The 17762-nt window shown below is 39.2% G+C and carries 15 protein-coding genes; 8 read left to right on the forward strand and 7 right to left on the reverse strand.

What is annotated here, in order from left to right; translation table 11 throughout:
- Positions 1 to 11 precede the first annotated feature (11 nt).
- The 3 genes from gtfA to G8Y85_RS11390 all read left to right on the forward strand — a co-directional run bounded on the left by gtfA (position 12) and on the right by G8Y85_RS11390 (position 4011).
- Positions 12 to 1520 carry an accessory Sec system glycosyltransferase GtfA gene (gene gtfA / locus G8Y85_RS11380; protein WP_165805855.1) on the forward strand — a complete coding sequence of 503 codons (1509 nt, stop codon included), beginning with the start codon at positions 12 to 14 and terminating at the stop codon, positions 1518 to 1520.
- Complete coding sequence (gtfB, locus tag G8Y85_RS11385; RefSeq protein WP_165805856.1) at positions 1513 to 2853, forward strand: accessory Sec system glycosylation chaperone GtfB; 1341 nt, start codon at positions 1513 to 1515, stop codon at positions 2851 to 2853. Before gtfA ends, gtfB begins: the two co-directional genes overlap by 8 nt.
- A gap of 267 nt (positions 2854 to 3120) precedes the next feature.
- Entirely contained in the window at positions 3121 to 4011 is an 891-nt protein-coding gene (locus G8Y85_RS11390; RefSeq protein ID WP_107370972.1) for a PhzF family phenazine biosynthesis protein, read from the forward strand.
- Positions 4012 to 4068: 57 nt separating this feature from the next.
- Here the strand turns inward: G8Y85_RS11390 and G8Y85_RS11395 are convergent, their stop codons facing one another.
- From G8Y85_RS11395 to fadX, 5 genes are all read right to left on the reverse strand, one after another.
- On the reverse strand, positions 4069 to 5253 hold the full coding sequence (locus tag G8Y85_RS11395; RefSeq protein WP_107370973.1) for a thiolase family protein: 1185 nt from the start codon (positions 5251 to 5253) through the stop codon (positions 4069 to 4071).
- A gap of 22 nt (positions 5254 to 5275) precedes the next feature.
- Positions 5276 to 7537: a 3-hydroxyacyl-CoA dehydrogenase/crotonase FadB gene (fadB, locus tag G8Y85_RS11400; protein ID WP_165805857.1), complete on the reverse strand. Its 2262-nt coding sequence runs from the start codon at positions 7535 to 7537 to the stop codon at positions 5276 to 5278.
- A 27-nt stretch (positions 7538 to 7564) separates the two neighbouring features.
- Positions 7565 to 8773: an acyl-CoA dehydrogenase FadE gene (gene fadE / locus G8Y85_RS11405; protein WP_107370974.1), complete on the reverse strand. Its 1209-nt coding sequence runs from the start codon at positions 8771 to 8773 to the stop codon at positions 7565 to 7567.
- A gap of 59 nt (positions 8774 to 8832) precedes the next feature.
- Positions 8833 to 10338 (reverse strand): long-chain-fatty-acid--CoA ligase FadD, encoded by a 1506-nt coding sequence (gene fadD / locus G8Y85_RS11410; RefSeq protein ID WP_107401048.1) that lies wholly within the window; start codon positions 10336 to 10338, stop codon positions 8833 to 8835.
- Between the two features lie 75 nt (positions 10339 to 10413).
- Entirely contained in the window at positions 10414 to 11988 is a 1575-nt protein-coding gene (gene fadX, locus G8Y85_RS11415; protein ID WP_165805858.1) for a fatty acid degradation protein FadX, read from the reverse strand.
- Positions 11989 to 12190: 202 nt separating this feature from the next.
- Between fadX and G8Y85_RS11420 the strand changes: the two genes are divergently transcribed.
- The 5 genes from G8Y85_RS11420 to merA all read left to right on the forward strand — a co-directional run bounded on the left by G8Y85_RS11420 (position 12191) and on the right by merA (position 16623).
- Positions 12191 to 13240 (forward strand): ABC transporter permease, encoded by a 1050-nt coding sequence (locus G8Y85_RS11420; RefSeq protein ID WP_165805859.1) that lies wholly within the window; start codon positions 12191 to 12193, stop codon positions 13238 to 13240.
- Positions 13241 to 13251: 11 nt separating this feature from the next.
- Positions 13252 to 13917, forward strand: coding sequence for an ABC transporter ATP-binding protein (locus tag G8Y85_RS11425; protein WP_107401045.1), 666 nt, complete (start codon positions 13252 to 13254; stop codon positions 13915 to 13917).
- A gap of 10 nt (positions 13918 to 13927) precedes the next feature.
- Positions 13928 to 14386 carry an AAA family ATPase gene (locus tag G8Y85_RS11430; protein ID WP_165805860.1) on the forward strand — a complete coding sequence of 153 codons (459 nt, stop codon included), beginning with the start codon at positions 13928 to 13930 and terminating at the stop codon, positions 14384 to 14386.
- A gap of 498 nt (positions 14387 to 14884) precedes the next feature.
- Positions 14885 to 15313: a redox-sensitive transcriptional regulator HypR gene (gene hypR, locus G8Y85_RS11435; RefSeq protein WP_107370641.1), complete on the forward strand. Its 429-nt coding sequence runs from the start codon at positions 14885 to 14887 to the stop codon at positions 15311 to 15313.
- Positions 15310 to 16623 (forward strand): hypothiocyanous acid reductase MerA, encoded by a 1314-nt coding sequence (gene merA, locus G8Y85_RS11440; protein ID WP_165805861.1) that lies wholly within the window; start codon positions 15310 to 15312, stop codon positions 16621 to 16623. The genes hypR and merA overlap by 4 nt, the downstream gene beginning before the upstream one ends.
- A gap of 92 nt (positions 16624 to 16715) precedes the next feature.
- Here merA and G8Y85_RS11445 read toward each other — a convergent pair whose 3' ends face one another.
- Positions 16716 to 17456: a sulfite exporter TauE/SafE family protein gene (locus G8Y85_RS11445; protein ID WP_165805904.1), complete on the reverse strand. Its 741-nt coding sequence runs from the start codon at positions 17454 to 17456 to the stop codon at positions 16716 to 16718.
- 14 nt (positions 17457 to 17470) lie between these two features.
- On the reverse strand, positions 17471 to 17731 hold the full coding sequence (cstR, locus tag G8Y85_RS11450; protein WP_165805862.1) for a persulfide-sensing transcriptional repressor CstR: 261 nt from the start codon (positions 17729 to 17731) through the stop codon (positions 17471 to 17473).
- Positions 17732 to 17762 lie beyond the last annotated feature (31 nt).

The following is a 17762-nucleotide window of genomic DNA, read 5'->3' on the forward strand; positions in this document are numbered from 1 at the left end:
GTGGACGTATCGTGACATTATACAATATCAATTTTGGTATCGGTTGGGCAAGTAGTGGTGTGGAATATGCACAAATGTACCGTGCCAAATTATTGAGGGGCTTGAATTATCCTCAAAAATACGTATTTTTAGATTTTATTAATGCAGAAAATATTCAAACATTAACGGAAAATATTGGTTTTAAAGATGATGAAGTGATTTGGATTTATCAATATTTTACGGATATCCCTATCGCGCCCTCAAGTTATACCTTAGAGCAACTTAAAGCAGAAGTCTATGAACCGATTGTACGCGAAGAAACAGAAGGGAAAATTCATCGTTTATTTCTCAATGATAATCAAACGTTTATCACGTGTTATTTAAAGAATCCCGATGAAGACATCGTCGACCGCGCGGAATTTGTCATTGACGGTAAATTGGTACGTAAAGATTTTTACAGTTATGTCCGCATCTTCTCTGAATATTATGCACCGCATGACAATATGGCTAAAATTTATATGCGTCAATTTTATAATGAAGACGGCTCGATTGCATATAACGAATATATTGATGGTCAAACGAATGTCTATCGTTTTAAAAATAAGGTACTGTACAGTCGCCAAGCATTTATCGCCTACTTTACGGAATGTTTGAATTTATCTTCTGAAGACATTGTCCTTTTAGATCGTGCAAGTGAGGTAGGCCAGGCACTTGTACAACATAAAGGACAAAGTAAAATGGGGGTTGTCGTACATGCAGAACACTTTAGTCAACATGCGACGGACGACCAACATGTATTATGGAATAATTATTATGAGTATCAATTTATGCAAGCAAATGAAATTGATTTTTATATTACTGCTACACAGTTACAAAACGATATTTTGACAGCACAATTTGAAAAATATCATCAACAATCGCCAAAAGTGTATACCATTCCAGTGGGAAGTATTCATGAACTTAAAAAGCCTAAAAGAAAACGTCAACCGTATACGATGATAAGTGCATCACGTCTAGCTAATGAAAAACATATTGATTGGCTCGTACGTGCTGCGATACTTGCTAAAAAGGAGGTACCCGCGCTCCAATTTGATATTTATGGTGAAGGCGGTGCAAAAGGACAACTTGCGACATTAATTCGTGAGAACCACGCAGAAGATTATATACATTTAAAAGGGCACGTCCATTTAGAGGATGTTTACCAACGTTATAAATTATTTGTCTCCGCATCGACGAGCGAAGGCTTTGGTCTAACATTGTTAGAAGCTGTAGGGTCTGGTTTAGGAATGATTGGATTTGATGTGAATTATGGAAATCCAACGTTTATTCGTGATGGTAAAAATGGTTATTTATTACCAGTAAATGCGAAAGAAGAATCCTCAGAAACTATCGTAAAACGTTATGCAGCGTCTATTGTTAAATTCTTTAATGACGGCCCTAAAGCAGCACATAAAGTATCTTATAATGTTGCGCGTCCATTCCTTACTTCAGAGATTCAGCTTAAATGGAAACAATGTTTAGAAGAGGTGGCTCATGATTAATTTATTTGAACGTTTTGACCTTAACGCGCGCACATTATATGATACATTACGCCTTTCTGATTACTACGCGACAACGATTGTTATGGAAGATGATGGGTTTTTGCCTGAACATATTGTGACGCCTTACCAATTTTTCTCAAACTATCGAGTTCCGAAAGATGCAAAACCTCGTTATTTCAATGAAGTGGACGTACCGCGCTTTTGGGAAATTGAAGGGAATAATGATGTCGCATGGGTTAAAGATATGGGTGTTAAACGTGCCAAAATTAATTACTGTCCTAATTTGAAACCACGTATTGTCAGTCATGTAGATTGGTATGATGGTGAAGGGCGTTTACAGTTTGTAGACCATTATACGCAGCATGGTGTGCATTTCGCACAATCTGTCCATGACACAACTGGTAAATTGATTATACGTAAATATATGGATCAACAAGGACGAGAAGTGATCTATGAAAATTTTGTCGTCCAATCAATCATTTTACATTGGGAAGGGCAATCTTATCACTTCAACAATAAAGTGAAGTTTATGTTGTTTTTCATCCGTGCATTAAATATCGATTTATCACAATTTGTCATTAATTCTTTAGGTACCCCATTTGCGGTACTCTATGAATTAGATACACCGGGTCATGATATTTTATTTTGGCAAGAACAATGCCAAGGACATGTCCCAGGAAATATGACGCTCATGTTGCGCGGGGACCTTATGCGTCAATTTGACGTTGTCGTCCCTGATGCACATGAATATGAGATATTAACCCAACACATGTCTGTCTCAGAACGTCAACATGTTCATCAAGCAGGATATATTTATGATTATGAAAAGACCAATGGTTATTCAATGAATATCTTAGTAATGACAAATTCTGATCAAATTCACCACTTGGCCTCCATTGTTGAAGCTTGTCCATTTGCGACATTTCATATCGGAGCCGTTACAGAAATGTCGTCAAATTTAATGGCATTTGATGCCTATGCGAACGTGAAACTTTATCCGACGATTGAACGTGAAACAGTGAATAAACTTTATCAAGCATGTGATGTCTATTTAGATATCAATGAAGGTGGCGAAATTATTAATGCGGTGCGCATGGCGTTTGATTATGATATGTTAATCTTTGCTTATCAAGATGTTGCGCATAACTTAAGTGTGCCAGCCCCTGAAAACCGTTTTACCAAAACAGATGGGGCATTCAATTTAAAAACGGCGCTGAAAGATATACAGCAGAAAAAACGCTTCTTTAAAGTACGTCACAATTATCAAAAACAGCATGTGCATGAGATAGACGTAAAAGCATTTAAAACGTTAATGTCTCAATTTAGTCGTTAAAGTGTATGTTATGGCTAAGTATTCACCCTTAAAATGAGTTGATATCTCACATTTTGAGGGTTTTTATGAATTGAAGTAGATAAATAAGTGGTGCTGTATGACGGACAGATTACAAAACGTAGTGTTTTTGTAATCCATTATTAAATGATTGTTATAAAGTGTCGGACTTCAGAATGAAATGTTGTAATAAAGTGTGTAACCATCGAAACGTATTCAAAAACGTGTTACATTAAAGCATACTTAATTCTATTGAAGAGGAATGCCACTATGAAAACAGTTAAAGTATACCAATACGATGCGTTTACAACTGAACCCTCTAAGGGGAATCCTGCTGGTGTTGTACTTAACGGTGATATGTTGACAACAGATGAAATGCAAGCGATTGCTTATGAAGCGGGTTTCAATGAAACAGCATTTTTAATGGCCTCAACACACGCCGATTTTCAAATTCGCTTTTTCACACCGCAAAAAGAGGTGGATGTGTGTGGTCATGCAACGATCGCTACCGTTGTTGCCGCCAAATCAAAGCAACTCATTCCAAATGGACAAACAGACATACAAGTGGAAACGAAAGCAGGACGATTGAATATCGCTTTAGAGCGTAAAGTGGGGCATTGGTCAGTAACGATGGTACAAAATCCACCGCAATTTAAAGCGTTTGAAGGATCTATCCCACAACTATCACAAGTGCTCGGTATCCATGAGCGAGAAATTGACGAACATTTACCCATCTTGTATGGCAACACAGGTGTATGGACATTGTTAGTACCTGTGAAGTCATTAGAAGTTTGTCGAAAAATGAAACCACACAATCAAAAATTTGCTGAAATATTAACCGAAGAGCCAGGTGCCTCTGTCCATCCATTTTGTCTTGAAACATATCATGACACGTGTGCTATGCATGGTAGACACTTTTCGGCTTCTGATGCCGGCACTGTTGAGGATGCTGTAACCGGTACTGCGTCAGCTGTCATGGGGGCGTACTATGCACGCTTTATTGATCCCAATCATCCAACCTATAGACTCAGTATCGAACAAGGTCAAGAAATGGGAAAAGATGGTCACGTAGACGTACATGTTTATCGTAAAGCGAATCAATTCAAAGTTGAAATGACTGGACAAGCAGTTGAATCTCGTCAATTTACAGTCGTGTTATAACAAAACATACCCTCGGACGTAGGAAGTACCTACGCGCGAGGGTATTTGTGTGACAGTTTAACCTACATATTCGAAGATGGCCGCTGCACCCATGCCGACGCCAATACACATTGTCACCATGCCGTAACGGGCATTCTGACGTTTTTTCATTTCTGATAGCAGACGTCCTGTTAACATAGCGCCTGTTGCCCCTAAAGGGTGACCGAGTGCGATAGCCCCGCCATTTACATTCGTTTTAGACGCATCTAAACCGACTTCGTTCATAGATGCGATGGTTTGTGCGGCGAAGGCTTCGTTGAGTTCAACTAAATCAATATCTTCAATCGTTAAATTGGCACGTTTTAACACTTCAGGTATCGCATACGCAGGTCCAATCCCCATCAATTTAGGGTCGACACCTACAGCTTCATATGCGACAAATTTTGCGATTGGCGTCACGCCGAGCGCTTTGACTTTTTCACCTGACATCACAACGACAAACCCTGTACCATCAGATAAAGGTGCGGAAGTCGCAGCTGTTACGGTGCCATCCGCTTTAAATACTGTTGGTAATGTTGCCAATGTATCGATATTTGTATCGGGACGAATAAATTCATCTTGATTAAATGGTGTTGTTTCTACTTTAGGGCCTGCTTCCGTATACGTTACCGTTTTAACAGGGATTGAGACGATTTCATCTTCAAATTTACCAGCGTCTTGAGCTTTTGCAGCACGTTGATGACTTTCGACAGCGTAAGCATCTTGTGCTTCGCGAGAGACGTTATATTTTAAAGCAACATTCTCTGCAGTAAGCCCCATTGGGTAAGAAACGCCGACATCTTCTTGTTGTAATGTTGGATTGTTTGTCGGTTCATTTCCTCCCATAGGGACAGCGCTCATTAGTTCAACGCCACCAGCGACGATAATATCTCCCTGATTGGCAAGAATTTGATTTGCGGCTAATGCAATCGTTTGAAGACCTGAAGAACAATAACGATTTACAGTTTGACCGGGTACATGGTCAGGTAGTCCAGCACGTAGCGCAATCGTACGCGCAATATTTTGCCCTTGGAGCCCTTCTGGAAAGGCATTCCCAACGATGACATCATCAATCATATCGGGTTGGAATGCACCATCTACGCGATCCAAAACACCTTTAAGGACCGCTGCGGCAACATCATCGGGTCTTTCATGGAATAAGGCACCGTTTTTAGCTTTTGCAGCTGCTGAACGCCCATAAGCGACAATATAAGCTTCTCTCATATCAATTTCATCCTTTCATGTGTTAGTTACGTAATGGTTTACCAGTTTTCAACATATGACAAATACGCGCATACGTCTTTTCAGTTTTTAACAATGTGAGGAAGTGATGTTTTTCAAGTTTTTGCAAATAACGTTGATTCACATACGTATTTCTTGGTAAATCTCCACCTGCAAGCACGGTTGCGATACGTAAGGCAATATCATAATCGTGCTCGCTGATGAAATGACCTTCTTTTTGTGCGTCTAATTGCCCCTCTGCAAGTGCGATAAAATCAGAACCTAGCGCAAGATATTGATGTTTTGGTGCAGGGATATAGTTGGTATCTGCTTCATATTGCGCGCGTCGCAATGCGATTTCTACGCGTTTTGCTGTATTGAATATAATGGTATCTGTATCTCGTAAAAAGCCATAGCGTCTTGCTTCAAACGCATTCGTTGATACTTTCGCAAAACCGATAGTCATCAGTACATTCGTCATACTGTGATGGTGGTCATTTTTCATGTGAGAAGTGTGTAAAATACGATTTGCCATTTCGGCAAGACCGCCAGCACTTGGTAATAGACCAACACCAGCTTCAACTAAGCCAATATACGTCTCGCTTGCTGCAACGACGAATGGGGAATAAAGCACAAGTTCACAACCGCCACCCAGTGCACGTCCATGAACCGCAGTGACAATCGGTTTCGTACTATATTTTAGGCGATTGAAACTACGATGGAGCTTTTCAACGGCACCACCTACCATATCATCAACAGCACCATCTTCATGAGCTTGTTTCATTTGATAAAGATTTGCGCCCACACTAAAGTTGGTACCTTCTGCATAAATCACCATACTGCTATAGGCTTTTGTTTCAAGTAAATCAATAGCCTCAACCAAATCATCTGTAAAAAGGTCTGTAATAACATTATTTTTACTTTGAAGTTTGAGCAACAATTGGTTGCGATTGGCTACTGCCAATTTAGAATCATCTCGGTCCCAAACGACATCTGTAATCCACTCAGAGACAGGTGTGACGCGCTCGATGGATTCACCTGCTTCATAAAAGCTATGATGAACAGATTGAAGCCATTCTGGTAAATCACCTAATTCATCTTCCATGCGCTGTTTAACACGCTCAAAGCCCATTAAGTCCCATAATTGGAATGGACCGAGCTTCCAGTTGAATCCCCAAACCAGTGCGCGATCGACATCTTTAAAATCTTTCGCAGCATAAGGTACATTACGCGCAGCATAGTAAAAAGTGTTACGTAACGTTTCCCATAAAAATAGGCCTGCTTCATCATTAGCGTTAAAGATGATGTCTAAGTTATGAGCCGAATCTTTGTTAAATTGTGCTAATAAAGGAATTTGAGGCTTTTCAACAGGTACATAATCTTGGGAGTCTGGATCGAAAACGAGACGTGATTTTGTGGCTTTATCTTTTTTGTAAAAGCCTTGTTTCGTTTTTCTACCGAGTGCACCTTTATTAAATAATGTTGAAACTAACGCCACATCCTTGAAAAATGGTTGCTCTTCAGGAACCTGTTGTAGCCCTTTAATGACAGAAACGGCAATGTCCAGTCCAACTAAGTCGGTTAAGGCATATGTCCCTGTTTTAGGGCGACCAATTGCCTGACCAGTTAAGGCATCTACATCAGTGATTGAAAAGCCCTGTTGTTCAGCACGATACATAATGTCATTCATTGATTGTGTTCCGATGCGATTTGCGACAAAGCCAGGGACGTCATTCGCGATGACAACACCTTTGCCTAAGACATCTTGCGCAAATGTTTGAACTTTTTCGATATAAGTAGCGTCAGTAAGACGGTTAGGAATCACTTCGACCAATTTCATAATACGTGGGGGATTGAAGAAGTGAAGTCCCAAAAAGCGTGCTTTATCCGTTTCTTCAAACACCTGAGTAATGGCTTCAATGGGTATACCAGAAGTATTTGTCGCAAATAATGCTTCTTTAGGTGCTACGCGTGCAACGTTTTGCCAAACAGTATGTTTCACATCTAAATCTTCTTTAACGGCTTCTATATATAAGTCGGCATCTGAATCTGCCAAGTCATCATTAAAATTTCCATATGTTAAATTTGATGCGTATTGTAAATCAAATAAAAGCGGACGTTTTTTATCAGTAATCATGTCATAAGCTTTTTTTGAAATTTTATTTGGATCTTGTTCATCAATGACAATGTCGAGTAATTGTACTTTTAAGCCAGCATTGACGAAGAGGGCAGCGAGTTGTGCGCCCATTGTGCCAGCACCTAGGACGGTAATCTTATTGATTGTCATAATCATTCCTCCTTAACAATTGCGATATTAAATAAATGCTGATGTACCTGTTAATGCGCGACCTATTACAAGTGCGTTGATTTCATGTGTGCCTTCATACGTATAAACGGCTTCAGCATCGGAAAAGAAACGGGCGATATCATAATCACCTGCAAGTATGCCATTACCACCACAAACCCCGCGTCCCATTGCGACAGATTCGCGTAAACGTAAGGCATTCATCATCTTGGCCGTAGATGTGGCAACCTCATCATATTCACCATTAGCTTGTTTACGTGCGAGTGCTGCACACATCGCCATGGCGTGCGCTAAATTTCCTTGAATCATAGAAAGTTTCTCTTGAACGAGTTGATATTGACTAATCGACTTACCAAATTGCTTACGTTGTTTAACATAGTCTAACGTTGCGCGTAACGTTCCAGCTAATGCCCCTGTAGCCATGTATGCCACACCGGCACGTGTCGAATATAAAATTTTGGCAATATCTTTAAATGACGTAATATTTTGCAAGCGATTAGCTTCTTTTACTTGAACTTGATTTAATTTAATATGCGCGTTCGGGACGATACGTAAGGCGATTTTATCTTGAAGGACATCAATCTCAACGCCTTCTTGATCAGGGGTAACGACAAAACAATGTGGTTTCCCAGTCTCTTTGTTCACCGCAAATACTGGGATGACATCTGAAACATGTGCACCACCAATCCATTTTTTCTCACCATTGAGTATCCATACGTCTCCTTTTTGTTCTGCTGTTGTAGCAAGACCACCAGCGACATCTGAACCGTGGTCAGGTTCTGTTAACGCAAAACAAGTACGTAGTTCATGTGATTGAAGTTTTGGCACATATTTGGCAACTTGTTCTTTTGAACCGCCGAATAAAAAGGTATTGTGTCCTAAACCTTGATGGACACCGAGTAAAGTGGCTAAAGAGACGTCAAAACGTGCCAATGTGTAGGCCATAAAAAACTGGAATAATTGACTCGGAGTTTGTGCCCCGTCACGATCTTTATATAATAGGGGATTTGTAAAATAATTAAGGTTACCAATGTCTTGAAAAAAGTCTTCAGGTACAGTTGCATCTACCCAATGGCGATTAATATCTTTGCGGTATTTGTCTTCTAATAACGCATTAAGTTGTTGTAGAAGTTCGAGTTCACCATCTGTTAAATCTTTCGCAATGCTTAAAATATCTTCAGGATACAGTGCTTTTAATCGTTCTTCTCGATTTGTCATAATAATTGCCTCCCTTTGTTGTAAACGCTTACATTTAACTTTAAAATTTTTTGATTTTGTTACTCAAGCGCTTGTGCTTTTTGGTTCATCATGTCGCGGATTGCGCGTTTATCCGGTTTTTGTGTAGAGTTAAGTGGCATATAAGTGACAGGCTGATACATGCGAGGTACTTTATAGCCCGCAAGTTTTTCACGCATAAATGTATCAAGCTTACGCTCATAATCTGGATCATTCTCCCTTAAGATGACTGCAGCCGCAATAGATTCACCATATTTCGGATGATCATACCCAACCACTACACAGCGATCCACGAGCGGATGTTCAGCGAGTGCGGTTTCGACTTCAGAAGGTAAGACGTTTTCACCACCTGTAATGATGAGTTCTTTTTTACGATCGATGATAAAAATATCGCCGTCTTCATCTTTCTTTGCTAAATCACCTGTTAATAGGTAAGGACCATGAAAAATTTTGGCGGTTTCTTCAGGTTTTTTCCAATAACCAGGTGTCACATTTTTAGCTTTAATCGCAAGTTCTCCGATTTCTCCGACACCGACTTCATTTTTGTCATCATCAAGGATGATACTTTCAACAAACATGACAGATTTTCCGATACTCATTGGTTTTTTTAGTGCATTTTCAGGCGTATTCACCATAACGAGTGGCGCTTCAGTTAAACCGTATCCATTAATGATATTGACACCATATTGTTTAAAGGCTGCTTGGATACTTGGTAAAGGTTGTGACCCACCTTGAATGACATATTTCATTTTTCTAAAGTTTTCAGGATTAAAGTTAGGTTGCTTAATGGTTGCATAATACATCGTTGGAATCATAATGATAAAACTCGGTTCATATTGTGCAATTAAGTCATTCAATGCTTCGCCATTAAAGTAGCGTTGTAAAACGAGTGTGCCACCAGCCATTAATGTTGGTAATACCGTATCGTTAAATCCTAAAACGTGAAACATTGGTGTAGAAATAATGGTTGTATAGTCGGAGTTAAATTTATAAGTTAATTCTATATTGGTACCATTATTTACAAATGAGTCATACGAAAACATTACGCCTTTAGGTTCACCCGTCGTGCCACTTGTATATATTAAAGCGGCCAAATCATTTGCCTCTACTTTAGTCGCTTTAAATGGTTGATGGTGTTCTGGGTTTACGATTGTTGCGTATTCAGGACTATCGATGTCCATATGCAAAAGTTTTTCATCAACATCGGTTAATGAACTTAAATGTTTTTCCGCATAAAATAATATTTTGAGTTCGGAATCTTTAACAACTGCTGCAATTTCTTTAGGATTGAGTCGCCAATTAATAGGTAAAAATACTGCGCCCATTTTAAAACAAGCAAATAATAAATCTAAAAGTGCAACATCATTGGGTGCAAATACACCGACGACATCACCTTTTTGAATTCCTTTGTCAGTGAGATAATGTGCCATATGATCTGCGCGGATATTGAGTTGCTGGTACGTCCACTGTGTCCCCTTTAATGGATCGATGACAGCTGGCTTCTCAATATCAAAATCAGAGCGCGTTTTAATCCAATCGAAATTCATCACGTATAACCCCCTTTAGTTGATGATTGGGAAGGGATGAGGGCTTACCACAATCATCGTAATAGAAATAACTTTCTACGTCGTGTGTGATTGGTTACAAAGTGTTTGAGACAAGTTCCCCCATACCTCTTGATAAATACTTGTATCAATAGTAATTAATGGCTCCGCGATCTTTGGGGTAAAATCCATATGTTGTAAAATATCTCGCTGTAAATCTAGTCCTGGTGCAATTTCAGTTAAAGTTAATCCTTCGTCTCGCAATTCAAATACTGCGCGATCTGTTACAAAATGAACTTCTTGACCTAGTGTTTTTGCGTACTCAGCGTTAAAATCAATATGATCGACGTTAGATACAAATTTGTGCATCGGTGACGTGTCATGTGCATGGAGCTGACCATTTTCGATTTTTAGTTGACCACCGGCAACAAAAGCGCCACAAAATACCAAACGCTTCACAGATTGACTAATATCAATGAAGCCACCGCATCCATTCATCCGGTTCCCAAAAAAGGACACATTCACGTTACCTTGCGCATCCACTTCCGCAAAACTCATATAGGCAACGGACACGCCGCTGTTATAGATAAAATCCCATGTTTCATCATGCCGCATACGTGCCTCGGTATTGTAATTCATACCAAAATGATTGCGACTGCCAATAAATCCACCAAAAATACCAGTATCCATAATAGGCAAAATGGCATCTTCCACATCTTCCTCATGCAGGAGGTTAGTGAGCTCATTGTTAATGCCATAACCAATACTGACCGTATCCCCATGACGAAGCAGTTGTGCAGCACGACGTAAAATCAGTTTACGCGTCGAAAACGGTAAAGTGGGCTCTGGATAAGTGCGTACACGACGTTCTCCAGAGAGTTCTGGTTGATAATACGTTTGAATTAATTGTTGGTGATTGCGTGAATTTTCAGAAATATAAACGTAGTCAACGAGTGTTCCTGGAATAAATACATCGTTTGGGTTCTGTTGACAAATATCAACGATTGCTTTCACTTGTACAATGACCTTGCCACCATGTGCTTTCGCATTTAAAGCGACACCGTAACTTTCGCCAAGATGTGCTTCGTGTGTCATGTAAATATTGCCTTTAGCATCCGCATAGGTGCCTCTCAAAATCGCCACATCAACGGATGGGAAATTGTAATGTAGATACGTCTCATCAAAAAGCGTGACGCGTGAAACGATATCTTTAGTGGTACGCGCGTTCGCTTTACCCCCTTGATAGAGTGGATCAACACCTGTGTGTAATCCAATTTTTGTAAACACACCTGGTGTTATCGAATTGGATTGTCGGTAATGCGTCGCAATGACGCCTTGTGGTAAAAAGTAAGCCTCGATTGCATTTGATTTAATGGCGTTGACCGTCTTTTTGGAAGCAGTCATGATGCTCATCATGACGCATTTGATCATGCCACGTTCAACAAAATCATCAAGTTCCACCGTTAAACCACCACTGCTAATATCATTCGCTAATATGAAAGTAAGGTCTTTAGGTGACTGTGTATCATCATATTGATTTAAAAGAAGTTGTAACACTTCGGCAGGTAGGTTTGACACTGTTAATGCAGCTAGTCCAATGACATCGCCATCTTGTACTATAGTTTTTACTTCGGATTCATCAATATGCTTCATGGCATCACTCCTTTTAATCAGTTTCACTGCATTTCATGTAAACCCTTACATGAAATATAACATATGTCACAAAATTGTAAAAATATCACGCATTTATAAATTGGGTAATTTTAAAATATAACATCAATAAAGAATATGTATCGTGTGCAACTTATAGCGCTTAATGGTATGCTTGTGAAGACACACGTGGAGGGGGAAAGGTATGTTTTTAGCTTGGAATGAAATCAAACGTAATAAACTCAAATTCAGTCTTATTGTGGGTGTACTGATTATGGTGAGTTATTTGTTGTTTTTATTGTCAGGTCTTGCGAACGGTTTAATGAATATGAACCGAGAAGGCATTGATAAATGGCATGCGGATGCCATCATTATGAACGACAATGCGAATCAAACGATTCAACAGTCAAAATTTAAAACATCAGACGTACCCAATGATTTTAAAGAGAAAGCAACGTTAAAACAAACCGCTGTCATCGCATCGAATGGGCGAACGGAAGAAAATGCTTTGCTGTTTGGTGTGGCGCCACAATCATTTTTAATTCCACGCATCATTGATGGTAAGTCGTTTCAAAAAGAGAATGAGGTGGTAATTGATGCGTCATTGAAAGAAAAAGGATTCAAAGTAGGCGATACCATTGATTTAGCACAATCCGATGAAACGTTAAAGGTGGTAGGTATTAGCGAAAGTGCTAAATTTAACGCTTCACCCGTATTGTTTGCGAATGATGCGACTATAGCCAAAATTAATCCAATGTTAACCAAAGAGGTCACGAATGCCATCGTGGTGAAAGATCCAAATTGGCAACAAGTCAAATTAGACTCGAAGTTAGAAGTTATAAAAATAAATTCATTTATAGAAAATTTACCAGGCTATCAAGCTCAAAATATGACTTTAAACTTTATGATTGTCTTTTTATTCGCAATTTCAGCAACTGTAGTAGGCATCTTCCTATATGTCATGACTTTGCAAAAAACGCATCTATTTGGTGTTTTAAAAGCACAAGGGTTTACGAATAGTTATCTCGCTAAAATGGTCATTGCTCAAACCTTTATTTTAGCAAGTATAGGTGCACTGATCGGATTAGGTTTAACGATGCTTACTGGGGTATTTCTACCAACAGCAGTACCAGTGAAATTCGACGCCATCACGCTTGCCATTTTTGCGATAGTACTCATTGGCGTCTCATTGTTGGGCAGTGTTTTCTCGGTATTAAGCATTCGAAAAATTGATCCACTTAAGGCAATCGCATAGGAGGTGTACATATGTTGGTATTTAAAAACGTAACAAAATCATTTAAAGATGGCAGTCAAATGATAGAAGCGGTCAAATCGACGACGCTTCAATTTCAAAAAGGGGAATTGATTGCGATTGTAGGCCCCTCAGGTTCTGGTAAAAGTACCTTTTTAACGATGGCAGGTGCGCTTCAAACGCCCACACATGGTGAAATTTTTATTAACAATAAAAATATTACAAATATGAACCAAAAACAGTTATCCAAAGTACGTATGAATGAAGTGGGATTTGTGCTACAATCCACGAATTTAGTCCCATTTCTTACAGTCAAACAACAATTTCAATTACTTAAAAAATCCAAAAAAGATGTGATGCATTTAGAGGCGTATCAGGCACTTATGCATCAACTGGGATTAACGGAACTTGAAAATAAATTACCAAGTGAAATTTCAGGAGGGCAAAAACAACGGGTCGCTATCGCAAAAGCGTTGTACACGAATCCTGCCATTATATTAGCTGATGAACCAACGGCTGCACTTGATACTGAAAATGCGTTAGAAGTCATTCAAATCTTACAAAAGCTCACGACAGAACGTGACAAAATATGTATCATTGTGACACATGATGAACGACTGACAGACTATTGTGACCGTGTTTTTCATATGGAGGACGGTATTTTATCAGAACAAAGATGAGGTGACGAAAATGGTACAACGTATTGTGATTATGGGATCTCCAGGAACAGGAAAATCGACACTTGCCTATCGCATTGCGCAACATACAGGTTTACCACTTTATCATATGGATGCGTTATTTTGGGAAGGTAATCAAACGACGTCTGAAGAAGCACTTCGAACACGCTTAAATCACGTCATTTTCAAGGACACATGGATTATTGACGGAAACTACAAAGATACACTTGAAATGCGCATTCAACGGGCGGACTTGGTGATTTGGTTACGGGCGCCTAAATGGAAGTGTATCATGCGTGTGATATACCGTTTTGTGACTGACAAATTTCGAGAGAAAGGCCCCGGCGCAAATCCTGATATACTAGAACCAAGTTTTATTAAACACATTTGGGACTTTCCTAACAAAAGTATCCCTCACATGCATGACATTCATGAAAAATATAAAAATCATTGTCGCTGGATGATTGTGTAAAATGAGAACCCACCATACATCATAGCCATCCTAAATCATTCTTAACGTCGCATTATAGCGGCCTCTTGCCCTCGCCTCTAGAACATGGAGTTGTTAAGAAAGTAATGGGTTACGTTTTCAAGTCATCTATGAACGTTTGTGAACAAGTGGTTAATAGCGTAAGTTTTAGAAAGATAACATAGCGTATCGGTAATCTATTCCGCACTGCCAATAATGTTGCATAAGTGAACATTTTTAATATCCCCCGAGCATTATGGATTTTCCGTTTGGGCATAATGTCTTAGAAGTATGGGGTAGTGATGAATCAAAACAATGTTTATCCATTTATTAATTTATAGAATAGCCGACAAAGTTCATGTAATTGGATTTTGTCGGCTTTTTAAGTTAAAAGGATGCGATGTTCAACCCGAATTTTTAGCGTTATAAAGCGTTTAAGTGGTGTAATGAATAGATATGTGTTTAAATGTAATTGTAATAGTTACATTAAGAGGTGATAAGATGAACCTTGAATTTAATATTGCCATTCATGTGATGTGTTTTTTAGTGAAACATAAGGGTGAACGATGGAGCAGTAAGGCGTTGTCGGAGTCTGTCTGTATTCATCCTGTACAAATTCGCCGAGTGACAACGCAATTAATTGAAGCAGGGCTGATTGATACGCATCGTGGAAAGCAAGGTGGCTATCAAGCCAATCAACACACAGCGGATGCGTCATTAACATCTTTGTATGACATGTTCGTCCCACAACACATGACTGATCAACGTTTATTAACTGGAGCGTCCGAAAATGCATGTCTTATTTCAAGAGAAATAGGGGGCCTCATGACTACTTATTATGATGCGGAATTTGCACGGTCAAAGGCAGTTTATGAAGGACAAACAATACGAACAATTTTAGAAAAAATATTAAAGGAGTCCACACTATGAAAACATATGATTTTGTCGTAATTGGATTTGGTAAAGCTGGAAAAACATTTGCTAAAACGGCGGCAAGTAAAGGCAAAAAAGTCGCAGTGATTGAACAATCCACTAAAATGTATGGCGGTACATGTATCAATATTGGCTGTATCCCATCTAAAACCTTAATCCAAGCGAGTAAGACGTTGCCATTTACAGAAGCGATGACACGTAAAGCGGAAGTGGTACAAGCGTTAAATCAAAAAAATTATCTTAATCTTGCAGATGATCCTCATATCGATGTGTATGATGGAAAAGCAACATTTCAATCAGAACATGAGGTACGTATCGAAGGTATGACTGCGGAAACAACCATACATGGGGACGTGATAATTATTAATACCGGTGCAACACCTGTGATACCTGAGATTGAAGGCCTCAAGACATCTCAATTTGTTTATGATTCTACGGGAGTGTTGGCACTTTCTTCTCAACCGCAACGCTTAGTCATCATTGGTGGTGGTTATATTGCCTTAGAATTTGCTTCCCTTTTCGCAAGTTTTGGTACAGAAGTGACTGTTCTTGAGCGTCATACGCATGTGCTCAGCAATGAAGATGACGCTATCGTTAAAGAAGTGACTCAAGATTTAGAAAGCAAAGGTGTGCGTATTGTGACAAGCGTAGAGGTTGAAAAAATAAGTGACACTGTACAAGAAGCGGTTATTGAAACTTCTAATGGCGCATTTCTCGCAGATGCGATATTACTTGCAACAGGTCGAACACCGAATACAGATATCGGCTTAGAAAACGTAGGCATCGCACTTGGTGACAAAGGTGAAATTAAAGTGAATGCGCACCTTCAAACGGCTGTGCCTCATATTTATGCAGTGGGTGATGTCAAAGGCGGACCACAGTTTACGTACGTCTCTCTAGATGATTTTCGTATCGTACATGATCATGTATTTGGGACAAGACAACGTACAACTGAGAATCGTGGTGAGATACCTTATACAGTATTCATCGATCCGCCGTTATCACGTGTAGGCTTAACTGCAACCGCTGCACAAAAACAAGGTTATACGATTAAAGAAGGGCAACTTCCGGTAAAACAAATACCACGTCATAAAATTAATGCTGACCCACGAGGATTATTTAAAGTGGTTATTGATGCCAATACGAACCTCATATTAGGAGCGTCGCTGTACGGTGCACAATCTGAGGAATTGATTAATCTCATTCACTTAGCGATGAAACAAGGGACAACCTATGATGTACTGCGTGATATGATGTACACGCATCCGACCATGGCAGAATCTTTTAATGACTTATTTAAAATTTAAAATTGATATTCATCACATGCGCGTATAATAGACAACCTACCACATTCATGTTTAAAGTGATTGTGGTAGGTTGTTTAGTTATCTTACTGTATTTAAAAAATAAGTTGTGTAATGGCGAGTATAATCAATAAGCTTATAATACCTTTTTGAACAGTACTAGGGATATGGCGTCCGACATGTAATCCTATAGGTGCAAAAATAATACTTCCAAGTACTATCGCACATGCCAAATTTAGAGGAATATAGCCTTGAAAGGCTTTGGTCACGAACGTACCTATTGATGAGATGAATGCGATGACGATGCTATTTGCGACAACGGTATTCATCGGTAATTTAAATACAGCTAAAAGTATCGGTGTAATGATAAAAGCACCACCAGCACCGACAATACCTGACACAATCCCCACACTTCCTCCGATTAAAACGAGTAAAAGTCGATGAAATCTCGGTGTCTCATGACGCGGTGTTACTTTAAAAAAGAGTAAAACAAGTGCAAGTATCGCAACACCAATATACACATATGTCACAAAATCAGCATTGATTAAATGTGCAACAATCGCACCTAAGCTACTTCCAATCAACATCCCACCGCCCATATAAAGGACAAGTTGCAATGAAAACGCATCTTTTTTACGCGCAGAAAATGCCCCACTTAACGTACTAAAAAAGACTTGTGCGGACGTTAATCCAGAAGCGACATAAGCTGTCATCACTGGATAGCCCAAAAGAGGTGGAATAAGTAATAACGCAGGATAAATAATAATGGCACCACCAATACCTACTAAGCCAGAAATAAAGCCACCAAAGATACCGATCACAAATAGTAATAACATTTCAGTCCACATCATTATTTCGCCTTCACTAACAATTCTACAGCTTCTTGAATCAATTGTTGCGCATCCTCATCTTGATCTTCAGCTTGTTTAACACATTCAATTAAATTTTCACTAATAATAATGCTAATTAAGCGTTGAATAGAGCCTTTTGATGCGCTCAATTGTGTCACGACATCTTTACAATCTTTTTCTTCTTCCATCATTTTAATGACACCATTTAATTGCCCCTGTACACGCTTAATGCGATTGACTAATTTTTTATCATAAATCAAAATCGTTAGCCTCCCCAATTGATTTTTAATA

It is taken from the genome of Staphylococcus sp. 11007852, from assembly GCF_011394325.1.
GTDB classification, from domain to species: domain Bacteria; phylum Bacillota; class Bacilli; order Staphylococcales; family Staphylococcaceae; genus Staphylococcus; species Staphylococcus agnetis.